At 74.5% G+C, this 24,822-nt stretch carries 24 protein-coding genes and 1 tRNA gene; 20 read left to right on the top strand and 5 right to left on the bottom strand.

The features are described from left to right. Window positions 1-189: 189 nt before the first annotated feature. Window positions 190-3,069, top strand: a complete 2,880-nt coding sequence (topA, locus tag BD833_RS17995; protein ID WP_166534531.1) for a type I DNA topoisomerase — start codon at window positions 190-192, stop codon at window positions 3,067-3,069. A 3-nt stretch (window positions 3,070-3,072) separates the two neighbouring features. Beyond that, window positions 3,073-3,837 carry a class I SAM-dependent methyltransferase gene (locus BD833_RS18000; protein WP_243737775.1) on the top strand — a complete coding sequence of 255 codons (765 nt, stop codon included), beginning with the start codon at window positions 3,073-3,075 and terminating at the stop codon, window positions 3,835-3,837. Here BD833_RS18000 and BD833_RS18005 read toward each other — a convergent pair. Both BD833_RS18005 and BD833_RS18010 read right to left on the bottom strand, forming a co-directional pair. After that, on the bottom strand, window positions 3,824-4,192 hold the full coding sequence (locus BD833_RS18005) for a VOC family protein (protein ID WP_166534532.1): 369 nt from the start codon (window positions 4,190-4,192) through the stop codon (window positions 3,824-3,826). The two genes, BD833_RS18000 and BD833_RS18005, sit on opposite strands and share 14 nt — an antisense overlap. Window positions 4,193-4,206: 14 nt before the next feature. Beyond that, complete coding sequence (locus tag BD833_RS18010; protein WP_243737776.1) at window positions 4,207-5,031, bottom strand: trans-aconitate 2-methyltransferase; 825 nt, start codon at window positions 5,029-5,031, stop codon at window positions 4,207-4,209. 285 nt (window positions 5,032-5,316) lie between these two features. Here BD833_RS18010 and tmk point away from each other — a divergent pair, with 285 nt between their 5' ends. From tmk to BD833_RS18025, 3 genes are all read left to right on the top strand, one after another. Continuing rightward, entirely contained in the window at window positions 5,317-7,542 is a 2,226-nt protein-coding gene (tmk, locus tag BD833_RS18015) for a dTMP kinase (protein WP_243737777.1), read from the top strand. Then, the gene (locus BD833_RS18020; protein ID WP_166534533.1) at window positions 7,539-8,726 is read left to right on the top strand and encodes a DNA polymerase III subunit delta'; all 1,188 of its coding nucleotides are present in this window, start codon (window positions 7,539-7,541) and stop codon (window positions 8,724-8,726) included. The genes tmk and BD833_RS18020 overlap by 4 nt, the downstream gene beginning before the upstream one ends. Window positions 8,727-8,783: 57 nt before the next feature. Beyond that, window positions 8,784-8,856, top strand: a tRNA-Thr gene (locus BD833_RS18025). A 22-nt stretch (window positions 8,857-8,878) separates the two neighbouring features. Here the strand turns inward: BD833_RS18025 and BD833_RS18030 are convergent. After that, the gene (locus tag BD833_RS18030) at window positions 8,879-9,325 is read right to left on the bottom strand and encodes a hypothetical protein (protein ID WP_166534534.1); all 447 of its coding nucleotides are present in this window, start codon (window positions 9,323-9,325) and stop codon (window positions 8,879-8,881) included. A gap of 112 nt (window positions 9,326-9,437) precedes the next feature. Further along, window positions 9,438-9,932 (bottom strand): inorganic diphosphatase, encoded by a 495-nt coding sequence (locus BD833_RS18035; RefSeq protein ID WP_166534535.1) that lies wholly within the window; start codon window positions 9,930-9,932, stop codon window positions 9,438-9,440. A 56-nt stretch (window positions 9,933-9,988) separates the two neighbouring features. On the opposite strand from BD833_RS18035, the gene dacB reads away from it, so the two are divergent. The 12 genes from dacB (at window position 9,989) to BD833_RS18095 (ending at window position 21,023) form a co-directional block, all read left to right on the top strand. Then, entirely contained in the window at window positions 9,989-11,413 is a 1,425-nt protein-coding gene (gene dacB / locus BD833_RS18040) for a D-alanyl-D-alanine carboxypeptidase/D-alanyl-D-alanine endopeptidase (protein ID WP_166534536.1), read from the top strand. Window positions 11,414-11,458: 45 nt separating this feature from the next. Beyond that, entirely contained in the window at window positions 11,459-12,547 is a 1,089-nt protein-coding gene (locus BD833_RS18045) for a zinc-dependent metalloprotease (protein ID WP_166534537.1), read from the top strand. A 7-nt stretch (window positions 12,548-12,554) separates the two neighbouring features. Next, a complete protein-coding gene (gene tilS, locus BD833_RS18050) occupies window positions 12,555-13,568 on the top strand; it encodes a tRNA lysidine(34) synthetase TilS (protein ID WP_166534538.1) in 1,014 nt (337 codons plus the stop codon). A 12-nt stretch (window positions 13,569-13,580) separates the two neighbouring features. Then, window positions 13,581-14,165 (top strand): hypoxanthine phosphoribosyltransferase, encoded by a 585-nt coding sequence (gene hpt, locus BD833_RS18055; RefSeq protein ID WP_166534539.1) that lies wholly within the window; start codon window positions 13,581-13,583, stop codon window positions 14,163-14,165. Between the two features lie 427 nt (window positions 14,166-14,592). After that, a complete protein-coding gene (gene ftsH, locus BD833_RS18060) occupies window positions 14,593-16,581 on the top strand; it encodes an ATP-dependent zinc metalloprotease FtsH (RefSeq protein WP_166534540.1) in 1,989 nt (662 codons plus the stop codon). A gap of 13 nt (window positions 16,582-16,594) precedes the next feature. Next, window positions 16,595-17,212, top strand: coding sequence for a GTP cyclohydrolase I FolE (gene folE, locus BD833_RS18065; protein WP_166534541.1), 618 nt, complete (start codon window positions 16,595-16,597; stop codon window positions 17,210-17,212). Beyond that, window positions 17,209-18,057 (top strand): dihydropteroate synthase, encoded by an 849-nt coding sequence (gene folP, locus BD833_RS18070; RefSeq protein WP_166534542.1) that lies wholly within the window; start codon window positions 17,209-17,211, stop codon window positions 18,055-18,057. Before folE ends, folP begins: the two co-directional genes overlap by 4 nt. Further along, complete coding sequence (folB, locus tag BD833_RS18075) at window positions 18,050-18,451, top strand: dihydroneopterin aldolase (protein ID WP_166534543.1); 402 nt, start codon at window positions 18,050-18,052, stop codon at window positions 18,449-18,451. Before folP ends, folB begins: the two co-directional genes overlap by 8 nt. After that, on the top strand, window positions 18,448-18,951 hold the full coding sequence (folK, locus tag BD833_RS18080; protein ID WP_166534544.1) for a 2-amino-4-hydroxy-6-hydroxymethyldihydropteridine diphosphokinase: 504 nt from the start codon (window positions 18,448-18,450) through the stop codon (window positions 18,949-18,951). The genes folB and folK overlap by 4 nt, the downstream gene beginning before the upstream one ends. Window positions 18,952-18,959: 8 nt before the next feature. Next, a complete protein-coding gene (locus BD833_RS18085; protein WP_166534545.1) occupies window positions 18,960-19,475 on the top strand; it encodes a DUF3180 domain-containing protein in 516 nt (171 codons plus the stop codon). 67 nt (window positions 19,476-19,542) lie between these two features. Further along, window positions 19,543-20,469 (top strand): helix-turn-helix domain-containing protein, encoded by a 927-nt coding sequence (locus BD833_RS18090; RefSeq protein ID WP_166534546.1) that lies wholly within the window; start codon window positions 19,543-19,545, stop codon window positions 20,467-20,469. Next, complete coding sequence (locus tag BD833_RS18095) at window positions 20,463-21,023, top strand: dihydrofolate reductase family protein (RefSeq protein ID WP_166534547.1); 561 nt, start codon at window positions 20,463-20,465, stop codon at window positions 21,021-21,023. The genes BD833_RS18090 and BD833_RS18095 overlap by 7 nt, the downstream gene beginning before the upstream one ends. Here the strand turns inward: BD833_RS18095 and BD833_RS18100 are convergent. Further along, the gene (locus tag BD833_RS18100; RefSeq protein ID WP_243737778.1) at window positions 21,020-22,138 is read right to left on the bottom strand and encodes an ABC transporter ATP-binding protein; all 1,119 of its coding nucleotides are present in this window, start codon (window positions 22,136-22,138) and stop codon (window positions 21,020-21,022) included. The two genes, BD833_RS18095 and BD833_RS18100, sit on opposite strands and share 4 nt — an antisense overlap. A gap of 104 nt (window positions 22,139-22,242) precedes the next feature. Here BD833_RS18100 and BD833_RS18105 point away from each other — a divergent pair, with 104 nt between their 5' ends. The 3 genes from BD833_RS18105 to BD833_RS18115 all read left to right on the top strand — a co-directional run bounded on the left by BD833_RS18105 (window position 22,243) and on the right by BD833_RS18115 (window position 24,813). Then, window positions 22,243-22,941, top strand: coding sequence for an ABC transporter permease (locus tag BD833_RS18105; protein WP_166534548.1), 699 nt, complete (start codon window positions 22,243-22,245; stop codon window positions 22,939-22,941). Then, window positions 22,938-23,666 carry an ABC transporter permease gene (locus tag BD833_RS18110; RefSeq protein WP_166534549.1) on the top strand — a complete coding sequence of 243 codons (729 nt, stop codon included), beginning with the start codon at window positions 22,938-22,940 and terminating at the stop codon, window positions 23,664-23,666. The genes BD833_RS18105 and BD833_RS18110 overlap by 4 nt, the downstream gene beginning before the upstream one ends. A 148-nt stretch (window positions 23,667-23,814) precedes the next feature. Next, a complete protein-coding gene (locus BD833_RS18115; protein ID WP_166534550.1) occupies window positions 23,815-24,813 on the top strand; it encodes a glycine betaine ABC transporter substrate-binding protein in 999 nt (332 codons plus the stop codon). Window positions 24,814-24,822 lie beyond the last annotated feature (9 nt).

Below are 24,822 nucleotides of genomic sequence, written 5' to 3' on the forward strand. Positions count from 1 at the left end.
GCATCTCCGTTGTGTGGGGTGACGGCACGCCCACGGAAGGTCGCCACGGCGCCTGGAGCGCGGGGTGGCTTACCGTGGCGCGCCGAGGGGCGTTCCGCGGTGGCGCCCGGCGTCCGGCACCCGCCGGACGACGGCCGGACGGCCGGCGTGCCGCACCCGCACCACCTCAGCAGCACCGACAGGAGTCCCGTGCCCACGAAGACCACGCAGACCGAGACCGAGAGCGCGCCCCCGACCGACGGCGGGAAGAAGACCCCCGCCCGCCGGGGCTCCGCCGCGCCCGGCGGCAGGCCGCTGGTCATCGTGGAGTCGCCGACCAAGGCCAACAAGATCGCCGGCTACCTCGGCAGCGGGTACGTCGTGGAGGCCAGCGTCGGGCACATCCGCGACCTGCCGCGCAACGCCGCCGACGTGCCGGCCGCGCACAAGGGCGAGTCCTGGGCCCGGCTGGGCGTCGACGTCGACAACGGCTTCTCCCCGCTCTACGTGGTCAGCCCCGACCGCAAGCAGCAGGTGACGCGGTTGAAGCAGCTGGTCAAGGAAGCCAGCGAGATCTACCTCGCCACTGATGAGGACCGGGAGGGCGAGGCCATCGCCTGGCACCTGATCGACACCCTCAAGCCGCAGGTGCCGATCCGCCGGATGGTGTTCCACGAGATCACCCGCGAGGCGATCGCCCGCGCCGTGGCCAACCCCCGCGAGCTGGACACCGACCTGGTCGACGCCCAGGAGACCCGCCGCATCCTCGACCGGCTCTACGGCTACGAGGTCTCCCCGGTGCTGTGGAAGAAGGTGCTCCCCAAGCTGTCGGCCGGCCGGGTCCAGTCGGTCGCCACCCGGATCGTGGTCGAGCGCGAGCGGGCCCGGATGCGCTTCACCGCCGCGGACTACTGGAGCCTGGACGGCGTCTTCGAGGTCGCCGAGCGCAGCGCCGGGGCCGACGCGGGGGAGCCGACGTCCCTGCGCGCCCGGCTGGTGACCGTGGACGACAGCCGGGTCGCCACCGGCAAGGACTTCGACGCCGACACCGGCACGGTCACCAGCAACGTCGTCCACCTGGACGAGGCCGGCGCCCGCGGGCTCGCGGCCCGCCTGCAGGGCCGGCCGGTCACCGTCAGCCGGGTCGACGAGCGGGACTACACCCGCAAGCCCTACGCGCCCTTCATCACCTCGAGCCTGCAGATGGAGGCCGGCCGCAAGTTCGGCTGGTCGTCGGCCCAGGTCATGCGCGTGGCCCAGCGGCTGTACGAGAACGGCCACATCACCTACATGCGGACCGACTCGACCAACCTGTCCAACGAGGCGATCAGCGCCGCGCGCCGGCAGGCCGCCGAGCTCTACGGCGACGCCTACGTGCCGGCCGAGCCCCGCCGGTACGCGACCAAGGACAAGGGCGCCCAGGAGGCGCACGAGGCGATCCGCCCCGCCGGTGACTCCTTCCGCACGCCCGGCCAGCTGGCCGGGCAGCTGGCCCGCGACGAGTTCCGGCTCTACGAGCTCATCTGGCAGCGGACGATCGCCTCGCAGATGGCCAACGCCGTGGGCAAGACGCTGAGCATCCGGCTGGCGGGGAGCTCCAGCACCGGGGAGACGGTGGAGTTCACCGCCTCCGGCCGGACCATCACCTTCCCCGGGTTCCTCCGCGCCTACGTCGAGGGCAAGGACGAAGGGGCGAGCAACGACGACGCCGAGACCGACGACAGCGAGCGCCGGCTGCCCCGCGTCGAGCGGGGCCAGCGGCTGGACACCCGCGAGCTGGAGCCGAAGGGGCACACCACCACCCCGCCGGCGCGGTACACCGAGCCCAGCCTCACCGCCCGGCTCCAGGAGCTGCGGATCGGCCGGCCGTCGACGTACGCGTCGATCATGCAGACCATCCAGGACCGCGGCTACGTGTGGAAGAAGGGCTCGGCCCTCGTGCCGTCCTTCATCGCCTTCGCCGTGGTGAACCTGCTCGAGCAGCACTTCGGCCAGCTCGTCGACTACGACTTCACCGCCCTGCTGGAGGACGAGCTCGACGAGATCGCCGCGGGGCAGCTCGGCCGGGTCGACTGGCTCACCGAGTTCTACTTCGGCGGCGAGGGCCGGCACGCCGGTGGCATCGCGGCCTCCGGTGGGCTCAAGTCGGTGATCGGTCAGCGGCTGGAGGAGATCGACGCCCGGGGCGTCAACTCCATCCCACTGCGGGCGGTCGCGCCCAACGGCGAGCCGGTCGTCGTCCGGGTCGGCCGGTACGGGCCGTACCTGCAGGCCGGCGGCGAGGACGGCGCCCGGGTGAGCATCCCCGAGGACATCGCCCCCGACGAGCTGACCAGCGAGAAGGTCGCCGAGCTGCTCGACGCGCCGTCGTCGGACCGCGAGCTGGGCACCGATCCGGAGTCCGGGTTCCCGGTCGCGGTGAAGGCCGGCCGGTACGGGCCGTACGTCACCACGCTGGTGCCCGAGGGCAGCAAGGAGCAGCCGCGCACCGCGAGCCTGTTCAAGTCGATGACGCCCGAGACGGTGACCCTCGAGGACGCGCTGAAGCTGCTGACCCTGCCCCGCACGGTCGGCACGGCACCGGAGGGCGAGGAGATCCAGGCCCTCAACGGCCGGTACGGCCCCTACCTCAAGAAGGGCACCGACTCGCGCTCGCTGGAGAGCGAGGACCGGCTGTTCACCGTCACGCTGGAGGAGGCGCTGGCGATCTTCGCCCAGCCCAAGCAGCGCGGGCGGGCGGCGGCGAAGGCCCCGCTCAAGGAGCTGGGTCCCGACCCGGTCACCCAGGGGCAGGTCACCGTGCGCGAGGGTCGGTTCGGCCCGTACGTCACCGACGGCGAGACCAACGCCAGCCTCCGCAAGGGCGACGAGGTCGAGTCGATCACCATCGACCGGGCGGCGGAGCTGCTGGCCGAGCGACGGGCGCGGGGGCCGGTCACCAAGAAGAAGGCCGCCAAGAAGACGACGGCGAAGAAGGCGACCGCCGCGAAGGGCACCGCCAAGAAGGCGACCGCCGCGAAGGCGACCACCAAGAAGGCGGCCACCACGAAGAAGGCGGCGCCCGCCGAGCCGGTCTCCTCCGGGGGTTGACCGGTGGCGGGCGCGCGCCGCGAGGGCGGGCCGATCGGTGCCCGGTCGTTCGGCCCGGTCGCCGCGGGCTACGCGGTGCTGCGCCCGACCTACCCGCCGGACGCGGTCGACTTCCTGCTGGCCGGGCCTGACCGGCGGCGCACCGTCCTCGACCTCGGGGCCGGCACCGGGCTGCTGACCGAGGTCGTGACCGGCGCCGGCCACCGGGTCGTGGCGGTCGACCCCTCGCCCGAGATGCTGGCCCAGCTCTCCCGCCGGCTGCCGGGCGTCGGCACCGCCGTCGGGACCGCCGAGGCCGTCCCGCTCGCGGACGCGGCAGTCGACGCCGTCGTCGCCGGGCAGGCTGCGCACTGGTTCGCCCCCGCGCCGGCCGCCCGCGAGATCCGCCGTGTCCTGCGCGCCGGTGGGAACCTCGGGTTGATCTGGAACACCCGCGACGAGCGGGTGCCCTGGGTCGGCGCCCTGGGTGCGCTGATCGCCGAGGTGTCCCACGGGCACGAGGCCGAGCAGGGTGTGGTCGCCGACCTGGCGGCGGAGCTGCCCGCCGACGTCGCGACCACCGAGTCGAGGATCGTCCAGCGGCTGACCCCCGAGGAGGTGGTCGCAGGCATCGGGACCCGGAGCTACGTCGCCGTCATGGACGAGGCCCGGAGGCGGACCTTCCTCGCCGCCGTCCGGGAGCTGCTGGCCGCCCACCCCGGCACCCGTGGCCGGCCGGTGCTGGAGCTGCCGTACGTCACCTGCGCCTACCGGCTCACCCCGCGCTGAGCGGCTCGAGCAGCTCCAGCCGGTTGCCCACCGGGTCTGAGACGTACAGCCGCCGGTGGCCGGGGAAGTGGGGGTCCCACTCCACCGGGTGCCCGGCGGCGTCGGAGGCCGCCGCCAACCCGTCCAGGTCGTCGGCGAGCAGGCCCGGGTGCGCCTTGCGCGCCGGCCGGAAGTCCGCCTCCACGCCGCAGTGGATCTCCACCGGTCCCGACCGGAACCAGACCCCACCGCGGGCCGCGAGCACGGCCGGCTTCGCGACCTCGGTCATGCCGAGGACCGCTCCGTAGAAGGCCCGCAGGGCGTCCTCGCTCCCGGCGGGGCAGGCGACCAGCACGTGGTGGAGCCGGGTGAGCACAGGACCTCCGGGGGTCAGGGGCGGGAACCGACGGCGAAGATCCGGCGGAACGGCAGCAGGGTGGTGCCGTCCGGGCGGGCGGGGTAGGCGGTCCGGAGCGCGGTGGCGTAGGCGGCGGTGAAGCGGTCCGCGTCGTCGCCGTCGAGCCGGGCGAGCACCGGCCGCAGGACGGTCGAGCGCACCCACGCGAGCACCGGGTCGGGCCCGCGGAGAACGTGCAGGTAGGTGGTCTCCCACACGTCGGGCCCCAGCCCCGCGGCCGACAGCACGTCGGCGTACCCGGCGGGCTCGAGCACCGTGTCCGGCGCCGGTGCGACGTCGGCGAGCCGGTCGGCCCACTCGGGGGACCGGCACAGCTCCGCGAGCAGGGCGTGGGTGGGCGCGCGGAAGTTGCCGGGCACCTGCACGGCCAGCCATCCGCCCGGGGCCAGGTGCCCGGCCCAGCGGGCGAGGAGGCCGGCGTGCCCGGGGACCCAGTGCAGGACGGCGTTGCTCACCAGCACGTCGACCGGCGCGGCGGGCGCCCAGTCGCGGACGTCGCCGGCCTCGAAGCCCACCCGCCCGGGGAGCGCGGAGACCTCCGCCGCGGCGAGCATCTCGGGGGAGGAGTCGACGCCGGTGACGGTGGCGGCCGGCCAGCGCTCGGCGAGGGAGGCGGTGAGCGCACCCGTGCCGCAGCCGAGGTCGACCACCTGCTCCGGCGACTCCGCGCCCACCCGGGCGAGCAGATCGGCGAAGGGGCGGCCCCGCTCCCCGGCGAACCGGAGGTAGGTGTCGGGCTGCCAACGGCCGGGCGAACTCCCGGCGGTCGTGCGCGTCGGGTGCTCCATGCCTGCCATCGGCGCCCACCCTATTCGGGACACGCCGCAACGGCACCGGAACCGCCGACCTGCCCCGACCGGGCGGCAAGTCGGCGAAATCGTCACGGGAGCCCGGTAGCGTGACCCCGCCGGGGCCGGCTCCGTCCCGGCGCCCGACGACCTGGGGAGCTCGCCATTCCGGCCGACCCGCCTGCACCGGCACCACCGCCCGACGAGACGGGCACCGCCGCACCGGCCGGAGCCGGTGCGGCTCCGGGTGACGGGCTGCCGCCGGCCGGCACGCCCGTGCCGGAGGACGTCGCGGTGCCGCTGGCCGACGTGGACGGGTCCGACGGCGCGCAGTCCGACGGCGGCCGGCCCGCCGGCGACAGCGGGTCCGGCGATTCGGGCGCCGTCGGGTCGGTCGCCAAGATCCGCGCCGTCCTGCGGGTGCGCGACTTCCGGAAGCTCTGGCTGTCCATGTCGCTGTCCAGCTTCGGCGACTGGCTGGGCCTGCTGGCGATCACCGCGATGGCCACGACGATGGTCGACGGCTTCGCGGCGTCCAACTTCGCCCTCGGCGGGGTGCTGCTGTTCCGCCTGCTGCCGGCGATCGTCCTCGGTCCGCTGGCCGGGGCCTTCGCCGACCGGTTCGACCGGCGCAAGACCATGGTCGTCACCGACATCTTCCGCTTCGGCCTGTTCGCCTCGATCCCGATCGTCGACAACCTGCTGTGGCTGTTCATCGCCCAGTTCGTCATCGAGGCGTTCAGCCTGTTCTGGATCCCGGCGAAGGACGCCGCGGTCCCCAACATGCTGCGCAAGGACCAGCTCGAGCCGGCCAACCAGCTCTCGCTCATCACCACCTACGGCCTCACGCCGGTGCTCGCGGCCGTCGTCTTCTCGGTCCTCGCCGTCATCGGGGGGGAGCTGCAGCAGGTGTTCCCCTCGGTCAACGAGGTGGACCTCGCGCTCTACGTGAACGCCCTGACCTTCCTGGTCGCCGCCGTGGTCATCTGGAACCTGCCCTCGATCAGCGGCCGCCGGGCGGCCGGCACCGTGGTCCAGCAGGAGAGCTTCCTCGGCTCGCTCAAGGACGGGTTCTCCTTCGCCGGGCACACCCCGCTGGTCCGGGGGCTGGTCGTCGGCATCACCGGCGCCTTCGTGGCCGCCGGCGCGATCATCGCCACCGGGCGGTTCTACGTGGAGGCCCTGGGCGGTGGCGAGGCCGCGTACGGTCTGCTGTTCGGCGCGGTGTTCGTGGGCTTGGGCCTGGGCATCGCGGTCGGGCCCAGCGTCGCCCGCGACCTCGCCCGCGAGCGGGTCTTCGGGGTGGCGATCGTCTTCGCCGGCACCGCGGTCCTGCTGCTGTCGGGCTCGCCCACGCTGTGGATCTCGCTGGTGCTCGTCGTCCTGATGGGCTTCTTCGCCGGGATGGCCTACCTGGCCGGCTTCACCCTGCTCGGCACGGAGGTCGAGGACGAGATCCGCGGCCGCACCTTCGCCATCGTGCAGTCCCTGGTGCGGGCTGCGCTGATCCTCTCGCTGGGCGTGGTGCCGTTCGGCGTCGGCCTGGTCGGGCAGCACGACCTGGACGTCGGCCCGGTCACCCTGGCGTTCGACGGAGCCCGCGTCATGCTCTTCGTCGCCGGCCTGCTGGCCGTCGGGGTCGGCCTGCTGGCCTACCGGCAGATGGACGACGGCCGCCCGGTCCCGCTGCTGGCCGACGTCATGACCGCGCTGCGCCGGGACAACACCGCCCGCCGCCGGCTCGCCGGGGGCGGGGTGCTCATCGCCTTCGAGGGCGGCGAGGGCGCCGGGAAGTCGACGCAGGTCCGGCGCCTGCAGGAGTGGCTGACGCAGGAGGGGCTGGTCGCCCGGGCGACCTTCGAGCCCGGCGCGACGCCACCGGGGGCGGGGATCCGCTCGATCGTGCTGGACAAGGCGCAGGTGGGGATAGCCCCGCGGTCGGAGGCGCTGCTCTACGCGGCGGACCGGGCCCAGCACGTGCACGAGGTGCTCCGCCCCGCGCTGGAGGCCGGCGAGGTCGTGATCACCGACCGGTTCGTCGACAGCTCGCTGGCCTACCAGGGCGCCGGGCGCACCATCCCGCTGGACGACGTGCGGATGCTCTCGCGGTGGGCGACCGGGGGGATGGAGCCGGACCTCACCGTGCTGCTCGACCTGCCGCCCGAGGTGGGTCTGGCCCGGGCCCGCGGGCGCGCCACGGCCGACCGTCTCGAGTCCGAGTCGCTGGAGTTCCACCAGCGGGTGCGCCGGACCTTCCAGGAGCTCGCCGAGGCCGACCCGGACCGCTACCTGGTGCTCGACGCGCGCAGCTCGCCCGACGAGATCGCCGCGGCCATCCGGGTCCGGGTGGCCGAGCTGCTCTCCGGTCTGCCGCTGCAGACCCTCGGTGAGCCGGTGCCCCAGCCGCGGGTCGAGCCGCCGCTGCGGCACGCCGGCGAACCGGTGACGACCGTCGCCCACCACCCCCACGCCCACCACCCCCACGCCCAGACCGGCGCGACCACCCAGCTGCACCCGTGAGCGCACCGGTGGTGGCGCCCACGGAGGGCGTCTGGACGCAGCTGGTCGGTCAGCCGGCGGTCGTGGCCGACCTGCGGGCGGCGATCGCCGACCCCGCGGCCATGACGCACGCCTGGCTGTTCACCGGCCCACCCGGCTCGGGCCGGTCGGTGGCGGCCCGCGCCTTCGCCGCTGCACTGCAGTGCCCCGCCGGGGGAGACGGCACCTGCCACGAGTGCCGCACCGTGCTGGCCGGCACCCACGCCGACGTGCACGTCGTCGTGCCGGACGGGCTGTCCATCGGTGCCGAGGAGGCCCGTGGGCTCATCCGGGTCGCCGGGCGGGCGCCGTCGGGCGGGCGCTGGCAGGTGCTGGTGGTGGAGGACGCCGACCGCATGACCGAGTCGGCCTCCAACGCCATCCTCAAGATGATCGAGGAGCCACCGCCGCGGACGGTCTTCCTGCTCTGCGCGCCCAGCCTGCACCCCGACGACGTCCCGGTCACCATCCGGTCGCGCTGCCGGGTGATCGGCCTGCGGACGCCGCCGGTGGAGGCGATCGCCGACGTGCTGGTCCACCGGGACGGCGTGGACCCGGCGCTGGCCGCGTGGTCGGCGGCGGCCTCCGGTGGCCACGTCGGCCGGGCCCGGCGGCTGGCCCGGGACGAGGACGCGCGGCTGGCCCGCAAGGCGGTGCTCGACGTCCCGCTGCGGCTGGTCTCCCTGGCCGCCTGCCTCGACGCCGCCGACGACCTGGTGGGCTCGGCGAAGGAGGAGACCGAGGCGGCCACCGAGGCGCTGGACGGCTCCGAGACCGAGGCGCTCAAGGCGAGCCTCGGCGTGGGGGCGCGCGGCCCGGGGGTCGTGGCGGCCACCCGGGGCGGCGCGGGCCAGCTCAAGGAGCTCGAGCGGCGGCAGAAGTCCCGGGCCACCCGGATCGGGCGCGACTCCCTCGACCGCGCGCTGGTCGACCTTGCCGGGCTGTACCGCGACGCCCTCGTGCTGGACGCCGCCGCCGGTGCACCGCCGCAGCTGAACCACCCCGACCGCCGAGCCGACGCCGAGGAGCTCGCCCGCCGGATCGGGGCGGAAGGGGCGCTGCGCCGCATCGACGCGATCCTCGCCTGCCGCCACTCGCTGGAGCGGAACGTGAAGCCGCAGGTGGCGCTGGAGGCGCTCACCGTGGCGCTGCGGCTGCCCAGCTAGACCCGCTGCCCCTGCGCGAGGCCGCGCCGGCGGTGTCGTAGGCTGTGCGGGCAGTTCGCCGCCTTAGCTCAGTCGGTAGAGCATCTCACTCGTAATGAGAAGGTCGTCGGTTCGATTCCGACAGGCGGCTCGCGGAATCCCAGCGGACCCGGTCACGACGACGGGTCCGCTGTTCCGTTCCCGGGCCGGTCCCGCCACGCCTGCGGGTCGGCGGAGCGGAGCCGGCCCCACGCGAAGGACGTCTCGGGCACCCAGTCCTCCAGGGCGTCGGCGAGCCGCGCGGCCAGCCGGTCGGCGCCCCAGCGCGGCTCGCCCTCCCAGGACGCACTGCTGAGCAGCAGGCCGAAACAGTCGCCACCGGCGACGACGTCGACCCAGATGTCGCCGGGGATCCCGGCGCCCTGCCGGTACACGCGGATCGCGGTGAGCTCGTCGTCCCGCACGATGCTGCGGACGACCGGCTCGACCACGTCCTGCCGCAGCCGGCGCAGGCCTTCGTCGTCGGCGTCGGTCGCCGAGGGTGGGGACGGCGCGGGGGGCGGGTCGCCGAAGGAGATGCTCAGGTGGCTGGTGTAGGCGCCGCTCTGCTCATCGGCCATGCCGGCACCGTAGGCCGCGCGACCGTTCCGCGGGAACGGCTGACGGCGGCACGCCCCCGTGGGGTGTGCCGCCGTCGGTGCGCCCGACGCCCGGCCCGCAGGCCCGGCGGGGTCAGTGGTGCGGGGACTCGTCCTTGGCGCGCTGGATCGAGGCCAGGATCTCGGCCTCGGCCGCGTCGCGGCCGACCCACTCGGCGCCCTCGACCGACTTGCCCGGCTCCAGGTCCTTGTAGGTCTCGAAGAAGTGCTGGATCTCGAGGCGGTCGAACTCCGACACGTCCTCGATCTCCTTGAGGTGCGCCACCCGCGGGTCCGTCGCCGGCACGCAGAGCACCTTGTCGTCCCCTCCGGCCTCGTCGGTCATGCGGAACATGCCGATGGCCCGGCAGGTGACCAGGCACCCGGGGAACGTCGGCTCCTCGAGGATCACCAGGGCGTCGAGCGGGTCGCCGTCCTGCCCCAGGGTGTTCTCGATGTAGCCGTAGTCCGCCGGGTAGCGGGTGGAGGTGAAGAGCATCCGGTCCAAGCGGATGCGTCCGGTCTCATGGTCCAGCTCGTACTTGTTCCGCTGGCCCTTCGGGATTTCTACCGTCACGTCGAACTGCACGAACGTAGTGTGGCCCACGGGGGGCGATCCGGTCGGCGGAGGCCCCCTCCTGGGGGGTGGAGAGCATCTCGTCGAGTGGATCGACGGTCGTCACGGCGAACTACGGGCGCCTGCGCCGGCGCCTGGTGACCGGCGTCGTGCTGCTCGTCGTGCTGCTCGTCGGCGGGGGTGTCGCGCTCGGCGTCCTGCTCGGTGGCGACTCCGACGCCGGAGGGGACGCGGTCGCCGTCCCCGACGCGCAGCTGCCCCAGCTGGGCGACGCCGAGCCGGTGCTCGCCGGGCTCGGCAGCGATGCCCCGGTGCCCGACCCCGACGTCCTCGCGGCCGCCCTGACGCCGATCGCCACCGGCCCGGCGCTGGGCCCCGGGACGACCGCCCAGGTGGTCGACGTCGCGACCGGGGAGGTCCTCTACGACCTGGACGCGACGGCGCCGCTCACCCCGGCCTCGACCGCCAAGCTGCTCACCGCCGCCGCCGCGCTGACGGCCCTCGATCCCTCCGACACCCTCGAGACCCGGGTGGTGAGCGGCGCCGCCCCCGGCGAGGTGGTCCTCGTGGGCGGGGGAGACCCGACGCTCTCGCGCACCGATCCTTCGCTCACCTACCCGGGCGCGCCGACCATGGCCGACCTCGCCACCCAGGTGGTCGCCGCGCTGCCGGCCGGGACGCCGGTGACCCGGGTCGTCGTCGACAGCTCGCTGTACAGCGGGCCGCTCACCGCCTCCGGCTGGGGGGCCGGCGACGCGCCGTCCAGCTACGCCGCACCGGTCACCGCCACCGCCGTCGACGGGGCGCGGGTCAGCCCCGGCTCGACCGCCCGCAGCGGCCAGCCGGGCATCGACGCCGGCGCCGCCCTCGCCGACGCCCTGGGCGCGCCGGGTGCCGCCGTGGTGCTCGGCCAGGCGCCGGCCGGCGCGACGACGCTGGGCACCGTGCAGTCGGCGCCGATCTCCCGGCTGGTGGAGCAGGCCCTGTCGATGTCGGACAACGTGCTCGCCGAGACGCTGGCCCGGCAGGTGGCGCTGGCGCGGAACGAGCCGCCCACCTTCGAGGGTGCGGCGCAGGCCGTCGTCGACGCGCTGGAGGAGGCCGGCCTCGACGTCGTTGGCGTCACCCTCGCCGACGGCAGCGGCCTCTCCTCGCAGAACGTCGTGACCGCCGAGGTGCTCGCCGCGCTGATCACCGGCGCCTCCGACGGCAGCCTCGGCGATGCCGCAGGCCTCCTCGCCGGTCTCCCGGTCGCCGGGTACGACGGCACGCTCGCCGATCGCGGTGACGACGACCCGGTGACCGCGCCCGGCACCGTACGGGCCAAGACGGGCACGCTGCTCGGGGTGAACGCCCTGGCCGGCACCGTCGTGACCGCCGACGGCCGGCTGCTGGCGTTCTCCGTCGTGGCCGACGAGACGACCGCGAGCGAGGCGGCCGCCGAGGCCGCGCTGGACCAGTTCGCCGCCACGCTCGCCGCCTGCGGCTGCTGACCGGCGCCCCGGGCCCCGCCGCGGGGCCGCGCGTACGGTGAGCCGATGAGCAGCGCCCCCTCGATGGTCGACTGGGACCTCGCCGGACGCACGGCCCGCCGCCTGGTGAACGCCGGCCCGCGGACCACACGCGAGGAAGCCGCCGCCGTCGTCGCCGAGTTGCACCGGGCGGCCGCCACGGCGGTCGCGCACGTCGAGGCCCTCACCGGCCTCCGTCCGGTGCCGGGCGGACCGGTGCCCGAGGTCGCGGTCGTGGACCGCCCCGGCTGGGCCGACGCGAACGCCCGCGGCATGGCCGCGCTCCTGGACCCCCTGGTCGAGAAGCTGGCCGAGCGCCAGGGCACCCGGCCCGGCGCGCTGGCCACCGCCATCGGCTCCCGGGCCACCGGCGTCCAGGCCGGCGGCCTGCTCGCCTTCCTCTCCTCGCGGGTGCTCGGCCAGTACGAGGTGTTCGGGACCGGCGGCCGGCTGCTGCTGGTGGCGCCCAACATCGTCGCCACCGAGCGCAAGCTGGGCGTCGACCCGTCGGACTTCCGGCTCTGGGTCTGCCTGCACGAGGTCACCCACCAGCTGCAGTTCACCGGCGTCCCTTGGCTGGCGGGCTACCTCGAGGCGCAGATCGCGGAGTTCGTGGCGGCCACCGACCTGAGCCCCGACGTGCTCCGCGAGCGGCTGCAGGACGTGCTCCGCGGCTTGAGCGACGCCGTCCGCGGGAGCGACGGCGACGGCGAGCCAGAAGGCCTGATGGCGCTGGTGCGCGACCCGGCGCAGCGGGCAGTGCTCGACCGGGTCACCGCGGTCATGAGCCTGGTGGAGGGCCACGCCGAGTACGTGATGGACGGGGTGGGACCGGACGTCGTGCCGTCGGTGCGCACCCTCCGCAAGCGGTTCGCCCAGCGCCGCAAGGGCCGCGGGCCGATCGACCGGGTGGTGCGCCGGCTGCTGGGGCTGGAGCAGAAGATGAAGCAGTACGCCGACGGGCGGATCTTCGTCGCCGGGGTCGTCGACCTGGCCGGCATGGACGGGTTCAACCGGGTCTGGCAGGGGCCGGAGAACCTGCCGCTGCTCGACGAGCTCACCGCGCCCGAGCGCTGGGTCGCCCGGGTGCTCGGCCGCCCGGCCCTGCCCGCCTGACCGACCCGTGAGCGGGCCACCCCGCGCGGTCGCGGTGCTGCGGCACGCCGTCCGGGCCGGGCTGCGCGGCAGCGACCGCCCGGTGCTCGTCGCGTGCAGCGGGGGAGCGGACTCGGTCGCCCTCGCCGCGGCGCTCGCCTTCGAGGGCCGGTCGGCCGGCGTCCGGGTGGGCGGGGTGACCGTCGACCACGGCCTGCAGCCGGGCTCGCCCGGCCGCGCGCACGGCACGGCCGAGCTCCTCGCCGGCCTCGGCCTGGAGCCGGTGCTCGTGCGGGCCGTCGAGGTCACCGGGGACGGCGGCCCCGAGGCGGCCGCCCGCACCGCCCGCTACGCGGCGCTGGCCGAGGTGGCCGCCGGGACCGGCGCGCGGATCGCCCTCGCGCACACGCTCGACGACCAGGCCGAGACCGTCCTGCTCGGTCTCGGCCGCGGCTCGGGGCCGCGGTCGATCGCCGGGATGGTGCCCGAACGGGCCGACGACGGCGCGACGTGGTGGCGCCCGCTGCTCGGCGTCCGCCGGGAGACGACCCGCCGGGCCTGCGCCGACCAGGGCCTGCCCGTGTGGGACGACCCCTGGAACACCGATCCGGCCTACACCCGGGTGCGGCTGCGCACCGAGGTCCTGCCGCTGCTGGAGGAGGTCCTGGGCGGCGGCGTGGCCCCGGCGCTGGCCCGCACCGCCGAACTGCTGCGGGAGGACCTCGACGCCCTCGACGGGCTCGCCGCCGCGGAGCTGACCCGGCTCGCGGGGGAGGCGGACGGGGACGGCCTCCCGGCGCGGCCCCTCCAGGCGCTGCCCGCCGCCCTGCGCCGGCGGGTGCTGCGCGGGTGGCTGCGCGGGGCCGGCGTCCCCGACCTGCAGGCGGTGCACCTGCGCGCGGTCGAGACCCTGGTCACGCGCTGGCGGGGGCAGGGGCCGGTGGACCTCCCCGGCGGCGCAGCGGTGCTCCGGGCATCTGGCACCCTGTTGCTCCGGCCGCCGGGACCTCGCGGTGGCACGCCCGGACCAGTACCCCGATGAGGAGCCCTTTCCGTGACGGAGCCTGACACCACTCCCGGGCCGCTCGGTCCCGACCACGGCTACGGCCCGGACATCGACCACGTGCTGCTCAGCGAGGCGCAGATCCGGGACAAGATCGCCGAGGTCGCCGAGCAGGTCGCGGTCGACTACGCGGGCAAGGAGGTCCTGCTCGTCGGCGTGCTCAAGGGCGCGGTGCTGTTCATGAGCGACTTCGCCCGGGCGCTCCAGCTGCCCACCCAGATGGAGTTCATGGCCGTCTCCTCCTACGGGTCGGCCACCAGCTCCTCCGGCGTCGTGCGGATCCTCAAGGACCTCGACCGCGACATCACGGGCAAGCACGTCCTCGTCCTCGAGGACATCATCGACTCCGGCCTGACCCTGTCCTGGCTGCTGAAGAACCTCGGCGGCCGCTCCCCGGCCTCCCTCGAGGTCTGCGCACTGCTGCGCAAGCCCGACGCGGTCAAGGTCGAGGTGCCCGTCAAGTACATCGGGTTCGACATCCCCAACGAGTTCGTCGTCGGCTACGGCCTGGACTACGCCGAGCGCTACCGCGACCTGCCCTACATCGCGACGCTCAAGCCGTCGGTCTACACGTGACATCTGTCCGCCTCCGGCGGACACCGCGGCCAGGGGACGTGCCCGGCCTGAGCTGAGCCGTTCCGTCGCGGCCGGGGAGGACCCTCCGGGCCCGTCACCGGTCGCGACACCCGCGTAGCGGCTCACCTGAGATCCGCGGCTCCCGGCCCACGCACCCGGCTGCCGCGTGTCCCCGGCACCCCTCGGGGAGCCTCCGGCCCCCGCTCGGCGCACCGGTGAGGACACTCCGGGCCCGTCCCCGGTCGCGACACCCGCTCGGGTGGGCTCCCAGGTCGCACGCAAGGATCGGGCAGGTTCGGCGGTGTACCGTCGATCTCCACGACGCTGCCCCCAGCGCCGGGGTCCGTACCCGGACCGCTGGCGGCGTCCCCGGGACGATCAGGAGGGTCGACGGGCAGGCCGGTCCGCCGGCGCCCGGCATCGGTGTATGGAACGCAAGAAGATCTTCCGCTCCGTGTGGTTCTGGGTCGTCCTCGTCATCCTGCTGGCGCTCACCGTCTCGTCGGTGTTCAGCGGCGACGGGAGTCGCACCGAGATCGCCACGTCGACGGCCCTCGAGCAGATCGAGGAGGGCAACGTCGAGTCGGCGGTCCTCAACACCCGGGAGCAGACGCTCGACCTCGAGCTCACCGACGAGGTCGAGGGCAGCACCGAGGTGACGGCGTCCTACCCGGTGGCGATCGAGGACCAGATCGTCGATCTCCTGCGCACCGAGGGCGAGGAGAACGCCGAGTTCGACACCAACGTCACCCAGGACAGCCTCCTGGTCAGCCTGCTGGTCAGCTTCCTGCCGTTCCTGATCCTGCTCCTGCTGCTGTTCTGGCTGTTCAACTCCATGCAGGGCGGCGGCCGCGGCGTCATGGCCTTCGGCAAGTCCAAGGCCAAGCAGATCACCAAGGACATGCCGAAGACGACGTTCGACGACGTCGCCGGCGCCGACGAGGCGATCGAGGAGCTCCACGAGATCAAGGAGTTCCTGGCCAACCCGGTGAAGTTCCAGGCCGTGGGCGCGAAGATCCCCAAGGGCGTGCTGCTCTTCGGGCCGCCCGGGACCGGCAAGACGCTGCTGGCCCGCGCCGTCGCCGGTGAGGCGGGGGTGCCGTTCTTCTCCATCTCCGGCTCGGACTTCGTGGAGATGTTCGTCGGTGTCGGCGCGAGCCGCGTCCGCGACCTGTTCAACCAGGCCAAGGAGAACTCCCCGGCCATCATCTTCATCGACGAGATCGATGCCGTCGGCCGCCAGCGCGGTGCCGGGATGGGCGGCGGTCACGACGAGCGCGAGCAGACGCTGAACCAGATGCTGGTCGAGATGGACGGCTTCGACGTCAAGGGCGGGGTCATCCTGATCGCCGCGACGAACCGGCCGGACGTCCTCGACCCGGCGCTGCTGCGCCCCGGCCGCTTCGACCGGCAGATCGCCGTCGACCGGCCCGACCTCCTCGGCCGCAAGCGGATCCTCGAGGTGCACGCCAAGGGCAAGCCGTTGGCGCCCGACGTCGACCTGGAGACCGTCGCCCGGCGCACGCCCGGTTTCACCGGCGCCGACCTGGCGAACGTGCTGAACGAGGGCGCGCTGCTCACCGCCCGCAACAACGGCTCGCTGATCACCGACGACACCCTCGAGGAGGCGATCGACCGCGTCATCGCCGGCCCCGAGCGGAAGACGCGGGCGATGAGCGAGAAGGAGAAGAAGGTCACCGCCTACCACGAGGGCGGGCACGCCCTGGTGGCGCACGCGCTGCCCAACCTGGACCCGGTGCACAAGGTGACGATCCTGCCGCGTGGCCGCTCCCTCGGGCACACGCTGGTGCTCCCCACCGAGGACAAGTACACCCAGACCCGCTCGGAGATGATCGACACCCTGGCGTACGCGCTCGGTGGCCGGGCGGCCGAGGAGCTGGTGTTCCACGAGCCGACCACCGGGGCCGGCAACGACATCGAGAAGGCCACCGCGATGGCCCGGGCGATGGTCACCCAGTACGGGATGAGCGCCAAGCTCGGCGCGGTCAAGTACGGCAGCGGTGAGTCCGAGCCGTTCATGGGCCGCGACATGCACAGCCGCCCGGACTACTCCGAGGCCGTGGCCGCCGACATCGACGCCGAGATCCGTGCGCTGATCGAGGCCGCCCACGACGAGGCCTGGGAGATCCTGGTCGAGTACCGACACGTCCTCGACCAGCTGGTCCTCGAGCTGATCGAGCGGGAGACGCTGTCCAAGGAGGACATGGCCCGCATCTGCGCGCCGGTCGCCAAGCGTCCCTCCCTGGCTCCCTACAACGGCTTCGGCAAGCGGACGCCGTCGGACCAGCCGCCGATCCTCACCCCCGCGGAGCAGGCGGCCCGGAACGGCAACGGCCACGTCGCCCCTGAGAAGCCGACGCCGGTGGGTGACGTCGGGGCCCCGGTCCAGCGATGAGCCCGCACCGGCGATGAGCGAGATCCCGGCCGAGCCGGCCGACCAGCTCCTGGACCCGCCCCGCGGGGTGGACCTGGAGCGGGCGGCGGCCGCGGTGCGCGAGCTGCTGCTGGCCGTGGGGGAGGACCCGGACCGCCCCGGCCTGCAGGACACCCCGGCCCGCGTCGCGCGGGCGTACACGGAGACGTTCGCGGGTCTGTGGCAGGACCCGTACGAGATCCTCGCGACCACGTTCGACGAGGACCACAGCGAGCTGGTGCTGGTCAAGGACATCCCGATGTACTCGACCTGCGAGCACCACCTGGTGCCCTTCCACGGGGTCGCCCACGTCGGGTACATCCCGGGCAGCGACGGGCGGGTCACCGGCCTGTCCAAGCTGGCCCGGCTGGTGGAGGTCTACGCGCGCCGTCCGCAGGTGCAGGAGCGCATGACCAGTCAGATCGCCGACGCGCTGGCCGACGTGCTGAAGCCCCGCGGCGTGCTCGTCGTCATCCAGGCAGAGCACCTGTGCATGGCGATGCGCGGCATCCGCAAGCCCGGCTCGTCCACCGTCACCTCGGCCGTGCGCGGCATCTTCCGGGAGGACGCGCGGACACGCAGCGAGGCGATGAGCCTCGTCCTGGGCCGATGACCGAGCTGCCGCGCCCGGGCCGGTGCCTGGTCATGGGCGTCCTGAACGTCACCCCGGACTCCTTCTCCGACGGCGGGTGCTTCGCCGACGCCGCGACCGCGGTCGCGCACGGCCTGGCGATGCACGCCGCCGGGGCCGACTACGTCGACGTGGGCGGGGAGTCCACCCGTCCCGGCGCCGACCGGGTCGACGCGGCCGAGGAGTGCCGCCGCGTGGTCCCCGTGATCCGTGAGCTGTCCGCGGCCGGGGTGCGCACCAGCGTGGACACCACCCGCGCCGAGGTGGCGGAGGCGGCGCTGGCGGCCGGCGCGGTCCTCGTCAACGACGTCAGCGGCGGCCTGGCCGACAAGAACATGGCCGAGCTCGTCGCCGAGGCCGGCGTCCCGTGGGTGCTCATGCACTGGCGGGGGCACAGCCGGGAGATGTACGCGGCAGCGCAGTACGGCGACGTCGTCACCGAGGTCTGCGCGGAGCTCACCGCCCGGGTCGAGGACGTCGTCGCCGCCGGTGTGGCGCCGGAGCAGCTGGTCCTCGACCCCGGTCTGGGGTTCGCCAAGCGCGCGGAGCACAACTGGGCGCTGCTGGCCGGCCTCGACCGGCTCGTCGCGCTGGGCCTGCCGGTGCTGGTCGGGGCCTCGCGGAAGACCTTCCTCGGCCGGCTGCTCGCCGGGCCGGAGAGCGCGCCCCGGCCCCCGGAGGCGCGGGACGCCGCGACGCTCGCGACCACCGTCCTGGCCGCCCAGGCCGGCGCCTGGGGGGTGCGGGTGCACGACGCCGCGGCATCGGTCGATGCCGTCCGCACCCTCGAGGCCGTCCGCGCCGCGAAAGGAACCGGCCGTGGCTAGCAGCCCCCCGTCCCGCCACCCCGGGCACCGCACCCCCGACCGGATCGCCGTCCGGGGCATCCGCGCGCACGCCCACCACGGCGTCTACGCCTTCGAGCGGGAGCGCGGGCAGATGTTCCGCGTCGACGCCGTCCTGGAGCTGGACACCGCCGCGGCGGCCGCCGGGGACGACCTCGACCGGACGGTGAACTACGCCGACCTCGCCCAGCAGCTGCACCACGTGCTGGCCGGCGAGCCGGTGAACCTCCTGGAGACCCTCGCCCAGCGGCTGGCCGACGTCTGCCTGGCCAACGAGCTGGTGGACGCCGTCGAGATCACCGTGCACAAGCCCGAGGCCGAGCTGGGCGTGCCCTTCGACGACGTCACGGTGACCATCCGGCGAGAGCGCCGGTGACCCGCGCCGTCCTGTCGCTGGGGGCCAACCTCGGGGACCGTGCCGGTGCGCTGCGGGAGGCGCTAACCGCGCTGACCGGGCACGGGCTCTCGGCCCGGTCGACGCTGTACGAGACCCCGCCGTGGGGCCCGGTCGAGCAGCCGCCGTACCTCAACGCCGTCGCGTTCGTCCGGGGCGACCGCGACGCCGCCGGCTGGCTGGCCCTGGCCCACGAGCTGGAGCAGGCGGCCGGCCGCACCCGGGAGGAGCGCTGGGGTCCGCGCACCCTCGACGTCGACGTGGTCACCGTGACCGGCGACGACGGCGCGCCGGTGCTCTCCGACGACCCCGCACTGACCCTGCCCCACCCGCGGGCCCACGAGCGGGCGTTCGTGCTGGTGCCGTGGCTGACCCTCGACCCCACCGCCGTCCTGCCCGGCCACGGGCCGGTCGCCGACCTGGTGGCAGCGCTCGACCCGGCCGACGTCGCCGCGGTCGTGCGCTGGGACCACCTGCACTGAGCCGGCCGATGACCCCCGTCCGCCGCCGCGACCTGGCCGTGCTCGCCCTCGGGCTCGCGGTCGCCTCCTGGCTGCTGGTGCGGGCCTGGTACGGCGACCTGCCGCCGCTGCGCTGGTGGCTGCCGGTGCCGCTGGCCGTCCTCGCCGTGGCGGAGGCGCTGGGCGCCCGGGTGCTGCGCGTCCGGCTCGGCGCGCTGCGGGATGCCCGGGCCGGGCGCGGCCCCGTGGACCGGGACGGCTCCCTCGTCCGGCCGGTGGAGCCCATGCTCGTGGCCCGGCTGGCGGTGCTGGCCCAGGCCAGCGCCTACGTCGGCGCCGTGTTCACCGGCCTCTGGCTGGGGGTGCTCGTCTACGCCGCACCGGCCGTGGGCCGGCTGCGGGCCGCCGGCGACGACACGCTCACCGCGGGCATCGGCCTGGTCTGCTCGCTCGCGCTGATCGCGGCGGCGCTGTGGCTGGAGTCGGCCTGCCGCGTCCCGCCGGGCTCGACCGACGACGATCCGGCTCCCGGGGTGTCGGCCTAGCCACCGTTCGGAGGACCGCGCAAGAACGGTCAAGCGCCGAGGCCTCCGCGCACAGCACCCTGGACGCATGACGGGACGGGACCGGCTGCGCGAGCTGCTCGACGCGGTGCTGGACGAGGACAACCACACCCTCGCGGAGATGGCGGGCGACGCCTACGCCTCGCCGTTCCACCTCAGCCGGGTGCTGTCCCGCGACGCCGGCGAGGCGCCGGTGGCGATGCGGCGGCGGGTGATGCTCGAGCGCGCGGCGTGGCAGCTGCGGCAGGGCGGCAGCGTGACCGACGCGGCGTGGGCGGCCGGGTACGAGTCGGTGGAGGGCTTCAGCCGGGCCTTCACCCGCGCCTTCGGCCGGGTCCCCAGCTCGGTCGACGCGTCGACCCGCCACTGGCTGCCGGCGCCGAACGGCATCCACTTCCACCCGCCCACCTCGCTGTGGGTGGAGAGCACGGAACACGCCCTGAACGCGCTCACCGAGCAGCTGGTGCGGCACGGTCTGGACGACACCCGCCACCTGATCGAGGTCGCGAAGGGCCTGAGCGACGAGGACTTCCACGCGCGGCGGCTGCCCGGCCTGGTCGTGCTGCAGTGGGACGGCCCGGAGGAGTCGGTCCAGGCCGTGCTGGATCACCTGGTGGGCACCCTGGAGGTGTGGCTGGCCTCGATCGAGGGCCACGACCTCCCCGGGCGCGAGGAGGACCCTTCCGCGGCCCGGCTGCTGGAGCGGCACGACGCCGCCGCCCCGCGCTGGCTCGCCGTGGTGCGCGACATCGACCGGCGGGGCGGCTGGGACGACCGGCTGATCGACGCGCTGTGCGAGCCCCCGGAGAGCTTCGTGCTGAGCAGCGTCGTCGCCCACGTGCTCACCTACTCGGCGCACCGCCGGCAGCTCGTCCGGCACCTGCTGCGCTCCGCCGGTACCGACATCGACACCGGCGACCCCATCGACTGGCTCCGCGCCCGCCGCGGCGACACCCCGGGAGGAACACCGTGCTGACCTACTACACCGCCACCACGCTCGACGGCTGGATCGCCGACCCCGACGACTCCCTGGACTGGCTCTTCCGCCAGAAGCAGGGCGACGTCCCGGGCTTCGGGTTCGACGAGTTCATGGCCGGCGTCGGCGCCCTGGTCATGGGCCGCACGACCTACCAGTGGGTCCTCGACCACGAGGCCGCGGCCGGCAACGCGTGGCCCTTCACGCTGCCGACCTGGGTCATGACGAGCCGGGAGCTGCCCGCCGCCTCCGGCGACGTCCGGTTGGCCTCCGGCGACGTCCGTGCGGTGCACGAGGTGATGACCGCCGCGGCGGGCGGGCGGCATCTCTGGCTGGTCGGCGGGGGAGACCTGGCCGGTCAGTTCGCCGAGGCCGGCCTGCTGGACGAGGTCGTCGTCTCCATCGCGCCGGTGACCCTGGGTGCCGGACGGCCGCTGCTGCCGCGACGGCTGGACCTGGAGCTGGTCGAGGCGGCCCCGAACGGCGCGTTCGTCAGCGCGCGCTACCGCGTGGTGGGGCCGCTGCTGGAGGACCGGGCCGCCGCGGACGGCTAGCCCGACGCGGCGCCCGCGGTCTCCGGCGCCCGGCCCTCCACCGAGCGGCGGAGCGCCGAGTGCAGCGACTCGGGGGTGAGGACGCCGAGGAAGTGGTCGCCGTCGAGCACCGCGACCCAGCCCGCCTCGTGCTGCAGCATCGTGGCGAACGCCGTCTTCAGCGACGCCTCGCGCGGCACCCACGCCTCCATGCGCCGGGCCGCGCTGCCCACCGTCCCCGCCCCCTGGGCGCGGTCCAGCGACAGCCAGCCGTGCAGGTTCTCCGCGTCGTCGAGGACGACCGCCCAGCGGGCGCCGGCGGTCTGCAGCGCGGCCCGTGCGTCGGCCAGCCCGTCGGCGACGTGCACCACCGGTGGCCGTTCGAGGTCCAGCGGGTCGATCCCGGTGACGGCCAGCCGCTTGAGCCCCCGGTCGGCGCCGACGAAGTCGGCCACGAACTCGTTCACCGGGTGCCCCAACAGCTCGGCGGGCGTGGCGAACTGCTCCACCCGGCCACCCTCGCTCATCACCGCGATCCGGTCGCCGATCCGGACGGCCTCCTCGATGTCGTGGGTGACGAAGACGATCGTCTTGCCGACGGCCTCCTGCAGCCGCAGGAACTCCGACTGGAGGCGTTCCCGCACGATCGGGTCCACGGCCGAGAAGGGCTCGTCCATGAGCAGGACGGTCGGGTCGGCCGCCAGGGCGCGGGCCACGCCGGCCCGCTGCCGCTGACCGCCGGAGAGCTGGTGGGGGTAGCGGTCGCCGTGCACGGCGGGGTCCAGGCCGACGAGGACCAGCAGCTCCTCGACCCGCTCGCGGATCCGGCGCTTGTCCCAGCCCAGCAGACGGGGCACGGTGCCCACGTTGACCCGGATGGTCTGGTGGGGGAAGAGCCCCACGTTCTGGATCACGTAGCCGATCCGGCGGCGCAGCTGCACCGGGTCGGCCCGGGTGACGTCGTCCTCGCCGAGCAGGATCCGGCCGGTCGTGGGTTCGATGATCCGGTTGATCATCTTCATCGTGGTGGTCTTCCCGCAGCCCGAGGGGCCCACCAGCACCGTGAGCTCGCCCGCCGCGAAGGTGAGGTCGAGCTCCTGCACGCCCACCGTGCCGTCCGGATAGACCTTGCTCACGCCCTCCAGGCGGATCGTCTCGGCGCCGGCCGGCGTCCCGCTCGCTGGGCGGCGGGCGGGGGGAGCAGTAGCGTCCACGGGGTGGCCTTCCTGGTACGCGCTCGATGCTGAACGCGGCGACCGCCGAGGTGCGGGCGGCCGATGCGGCGCCGAACCCGTGGTTCGACGTGTCCTACGTGACCTCCAACTGGGAGTCCATTGTGGGCTACCTGGGCGAGCACGTCAGGCTCACCGTCGCCGCCGTCCTGCTCGGGGCGCTGATCGCGCTGCCGCTGGCGCTGCTGGCGCGGCGCAGCCGGTGGCTGGCCGGCCCGGTGCTCGGCCTCTCCACGGTGATCTACACCATCCCGTCGCTGGCGATGTTCGCCTTCGTCGCCCCGTTCACCGGTCTCACGGCGACCACCGTGCTGATCGGGCTGGTGCTGTACTCGCTGGTCATCCTGGTGCGCAACTTCCTCACCGGGCTGCAGTCGGTACCGGCCGACGTGCGCGAGGCGGCGCGTGGGATGGGCTACGGGTCCGGCCGGCTGCTGTGGCAGGTCGAGCTGCCGCTCGCGCTGCCGGCGTTCATGGCGGGGCTGCGGGTGGCCACGGTGTCGACCGTCGCGCTCACCACCGTCGGTGTCATCGTCGGCCACGGCGGGCTGGGGCAGCTGATCATCGGCGGCTTCAACGCCAACTTCTACCGCGCCGAGATCGTCACCGGGGCGGTCGGCTGCGTGCTGCTGGCGCTGCTCGCCGACCTGCTGCTGGCCGGCGCGGAGCGGCTGCTCACCCCGTGGGCCGAGCGGGTGCGCGCGTGAACCTGCTGCGCGATGCGTGGGTCTACCTCAACGACCCCTACAACTGGACCCGCGACCGCGGCATCCTGGAGCTGCTGGGTGAGCACCTGCGCATCTCGGCGTCCGCGGTGCTGGTCGCCCTCGTCGTCGCGCTGCCGGTGGGCATGCTGCTCGGGCACACCGGCCGCGGTGGCGGCTTCACCGTGGCCCTGTCGAACGTCTCCCGCGCCGTTCCCACGCTGGCCCTGCTGACCGTCTTCGCGGTCACGCCCATCGGCTTCGGCCCCACCGCGACGACGATCGCGCTGGCCGTCTTCGCCGTCCCGCCGATCCTCACCAACACCTACGTCGGCTTCCGCTCCGTGGACCGGGACGTCGTCGAGGCGTCGCGGGCGATGGGCATGACCGGGCGGCAGGTGGTGCTGCGCGCCGAGCTGCCGCTGGCGACCCCGCTGGTGATGACCGGCATCCGGACCGCCACGGTGCAGGTCGTGGCGACGGCGGCGCTCGCGGCACTGGTCGCCGGTGGGGGGCTGGGCGGCATCATCACGCTGGCGTTCGCGCAGCAGGACTACGGCGTGGTGCTCGCCGGTGCGTTCCTCGTCGCCCTCCTCGCCGTGCTCAGCGAGGCCGCGCTCGCCCTGCTCGCCCGGCTGGTGACGCCCGGGCGCAGGTTCGCGTTCCCCGCCTTCGGGATGCGCACCGCGAGCGGGGCGCCACCGTCCGCAGCCGCACGTCCGCGCTGACCGGTAGCGGGGTCACGGAAGCGCAACGGGTTCGGAAATGAGTTGCCCGCAACCGGTCGGCGCGGTTGCATGGCGTCCGCGGGACTTCCCGCCAGACACGCGTGGCTGCAACAGGGCCGTCACGGGACACAGAAGGCGGGGCCTCCCCATGCGCGCCAGAACCCGGATCATCGCTCCACTGGCCCTCGCGGCCGCGCTCACCGCGGCCTGCGGCGAGTCGGGCTCCTCGGGCACCGGAGGAGGCGGGGACGCGGGCGGCACCGCGGCGTCCGGCGACGCCTGCGCCCCGGTCGCCGGCGACCAGCTCGTGGTGCTCGAGGACGACGAGGGCCTGCAGAACGCGGACAACATCATCCCCGCGGTGACCGCGACCGCGGCGCAGGCGAACCCGGCGCTGCTGCCGGCCCTGAACGCCGTGTCGGCGGAGCTCACCACCGACGAGCTGGTCGAGATGAACGCCGCCGTGGACGTGCAGCGGCAGAGCGCCGAGGACGTCGCCGCGGCCTGGGTCGAGGAGAACGTCGACACCGCGGGCCTCGAGCAGGGCAGCGGCACCGTCGTCGTCGGCGGGGCCAACTTCACCGAGTCCACGATCCTGGCCACCATCTACGCCGACGTGCTCACGGCCGCCGGCTTCGACGCCTCCGTGCAGGAGGTCGGCAACCGGGAGCTCTACCTGCCGGCGCTGCAGCGCGGGGAGATCCAGGTCTTCCCCGAGTACCTCTCGACCGTCACGGAGTTCATCGAGGGCGACGAGGCCACCCAGGTCGCCTCCGGCGACGTCGACGCGACCGTCGAGGCCCTCACGCCCCTGGCCGAGGGAGCCGGGCTGGTCTTCGGCGAGCCGTCCGAGGCCGCCGACCAGAACGCCTTCGCCGTCACCCAGGCCTTCGCCGACGAGGTGGGGGTCAGCACGCTGTCCGAGCTGGCCGAGGCCTGCGGCGACGGCTCGCTGGTGCTGGGCGGTCCGGGCGAGTGCCCCGAGCGCCCGTTCTGCCAGCCGGGCCTGGAGGAGACCTACGGGCTGGAGTTCGGCAGCTTCCGGGAGCTCGACACCGGTGGCCCGCTGACCAAGGCGGCCCTCCAGCAGGGCGAGATCTCCCTCGGGCTCGTCTTCAGCTCCGACGGCGCCCTCGCGCAGGGCTGACTCCCCGTC

The organism is Blastococcus xanthinilyticus (assembly GCF_008124835.1).
Classification (GTDB): domain Bacteria; phylum Actinomycetota; class Actinomycetes; order Mycobacteriales; family Geodermatophilaceae; genus Blastococcus; species Blastococcus xanthinilyticus.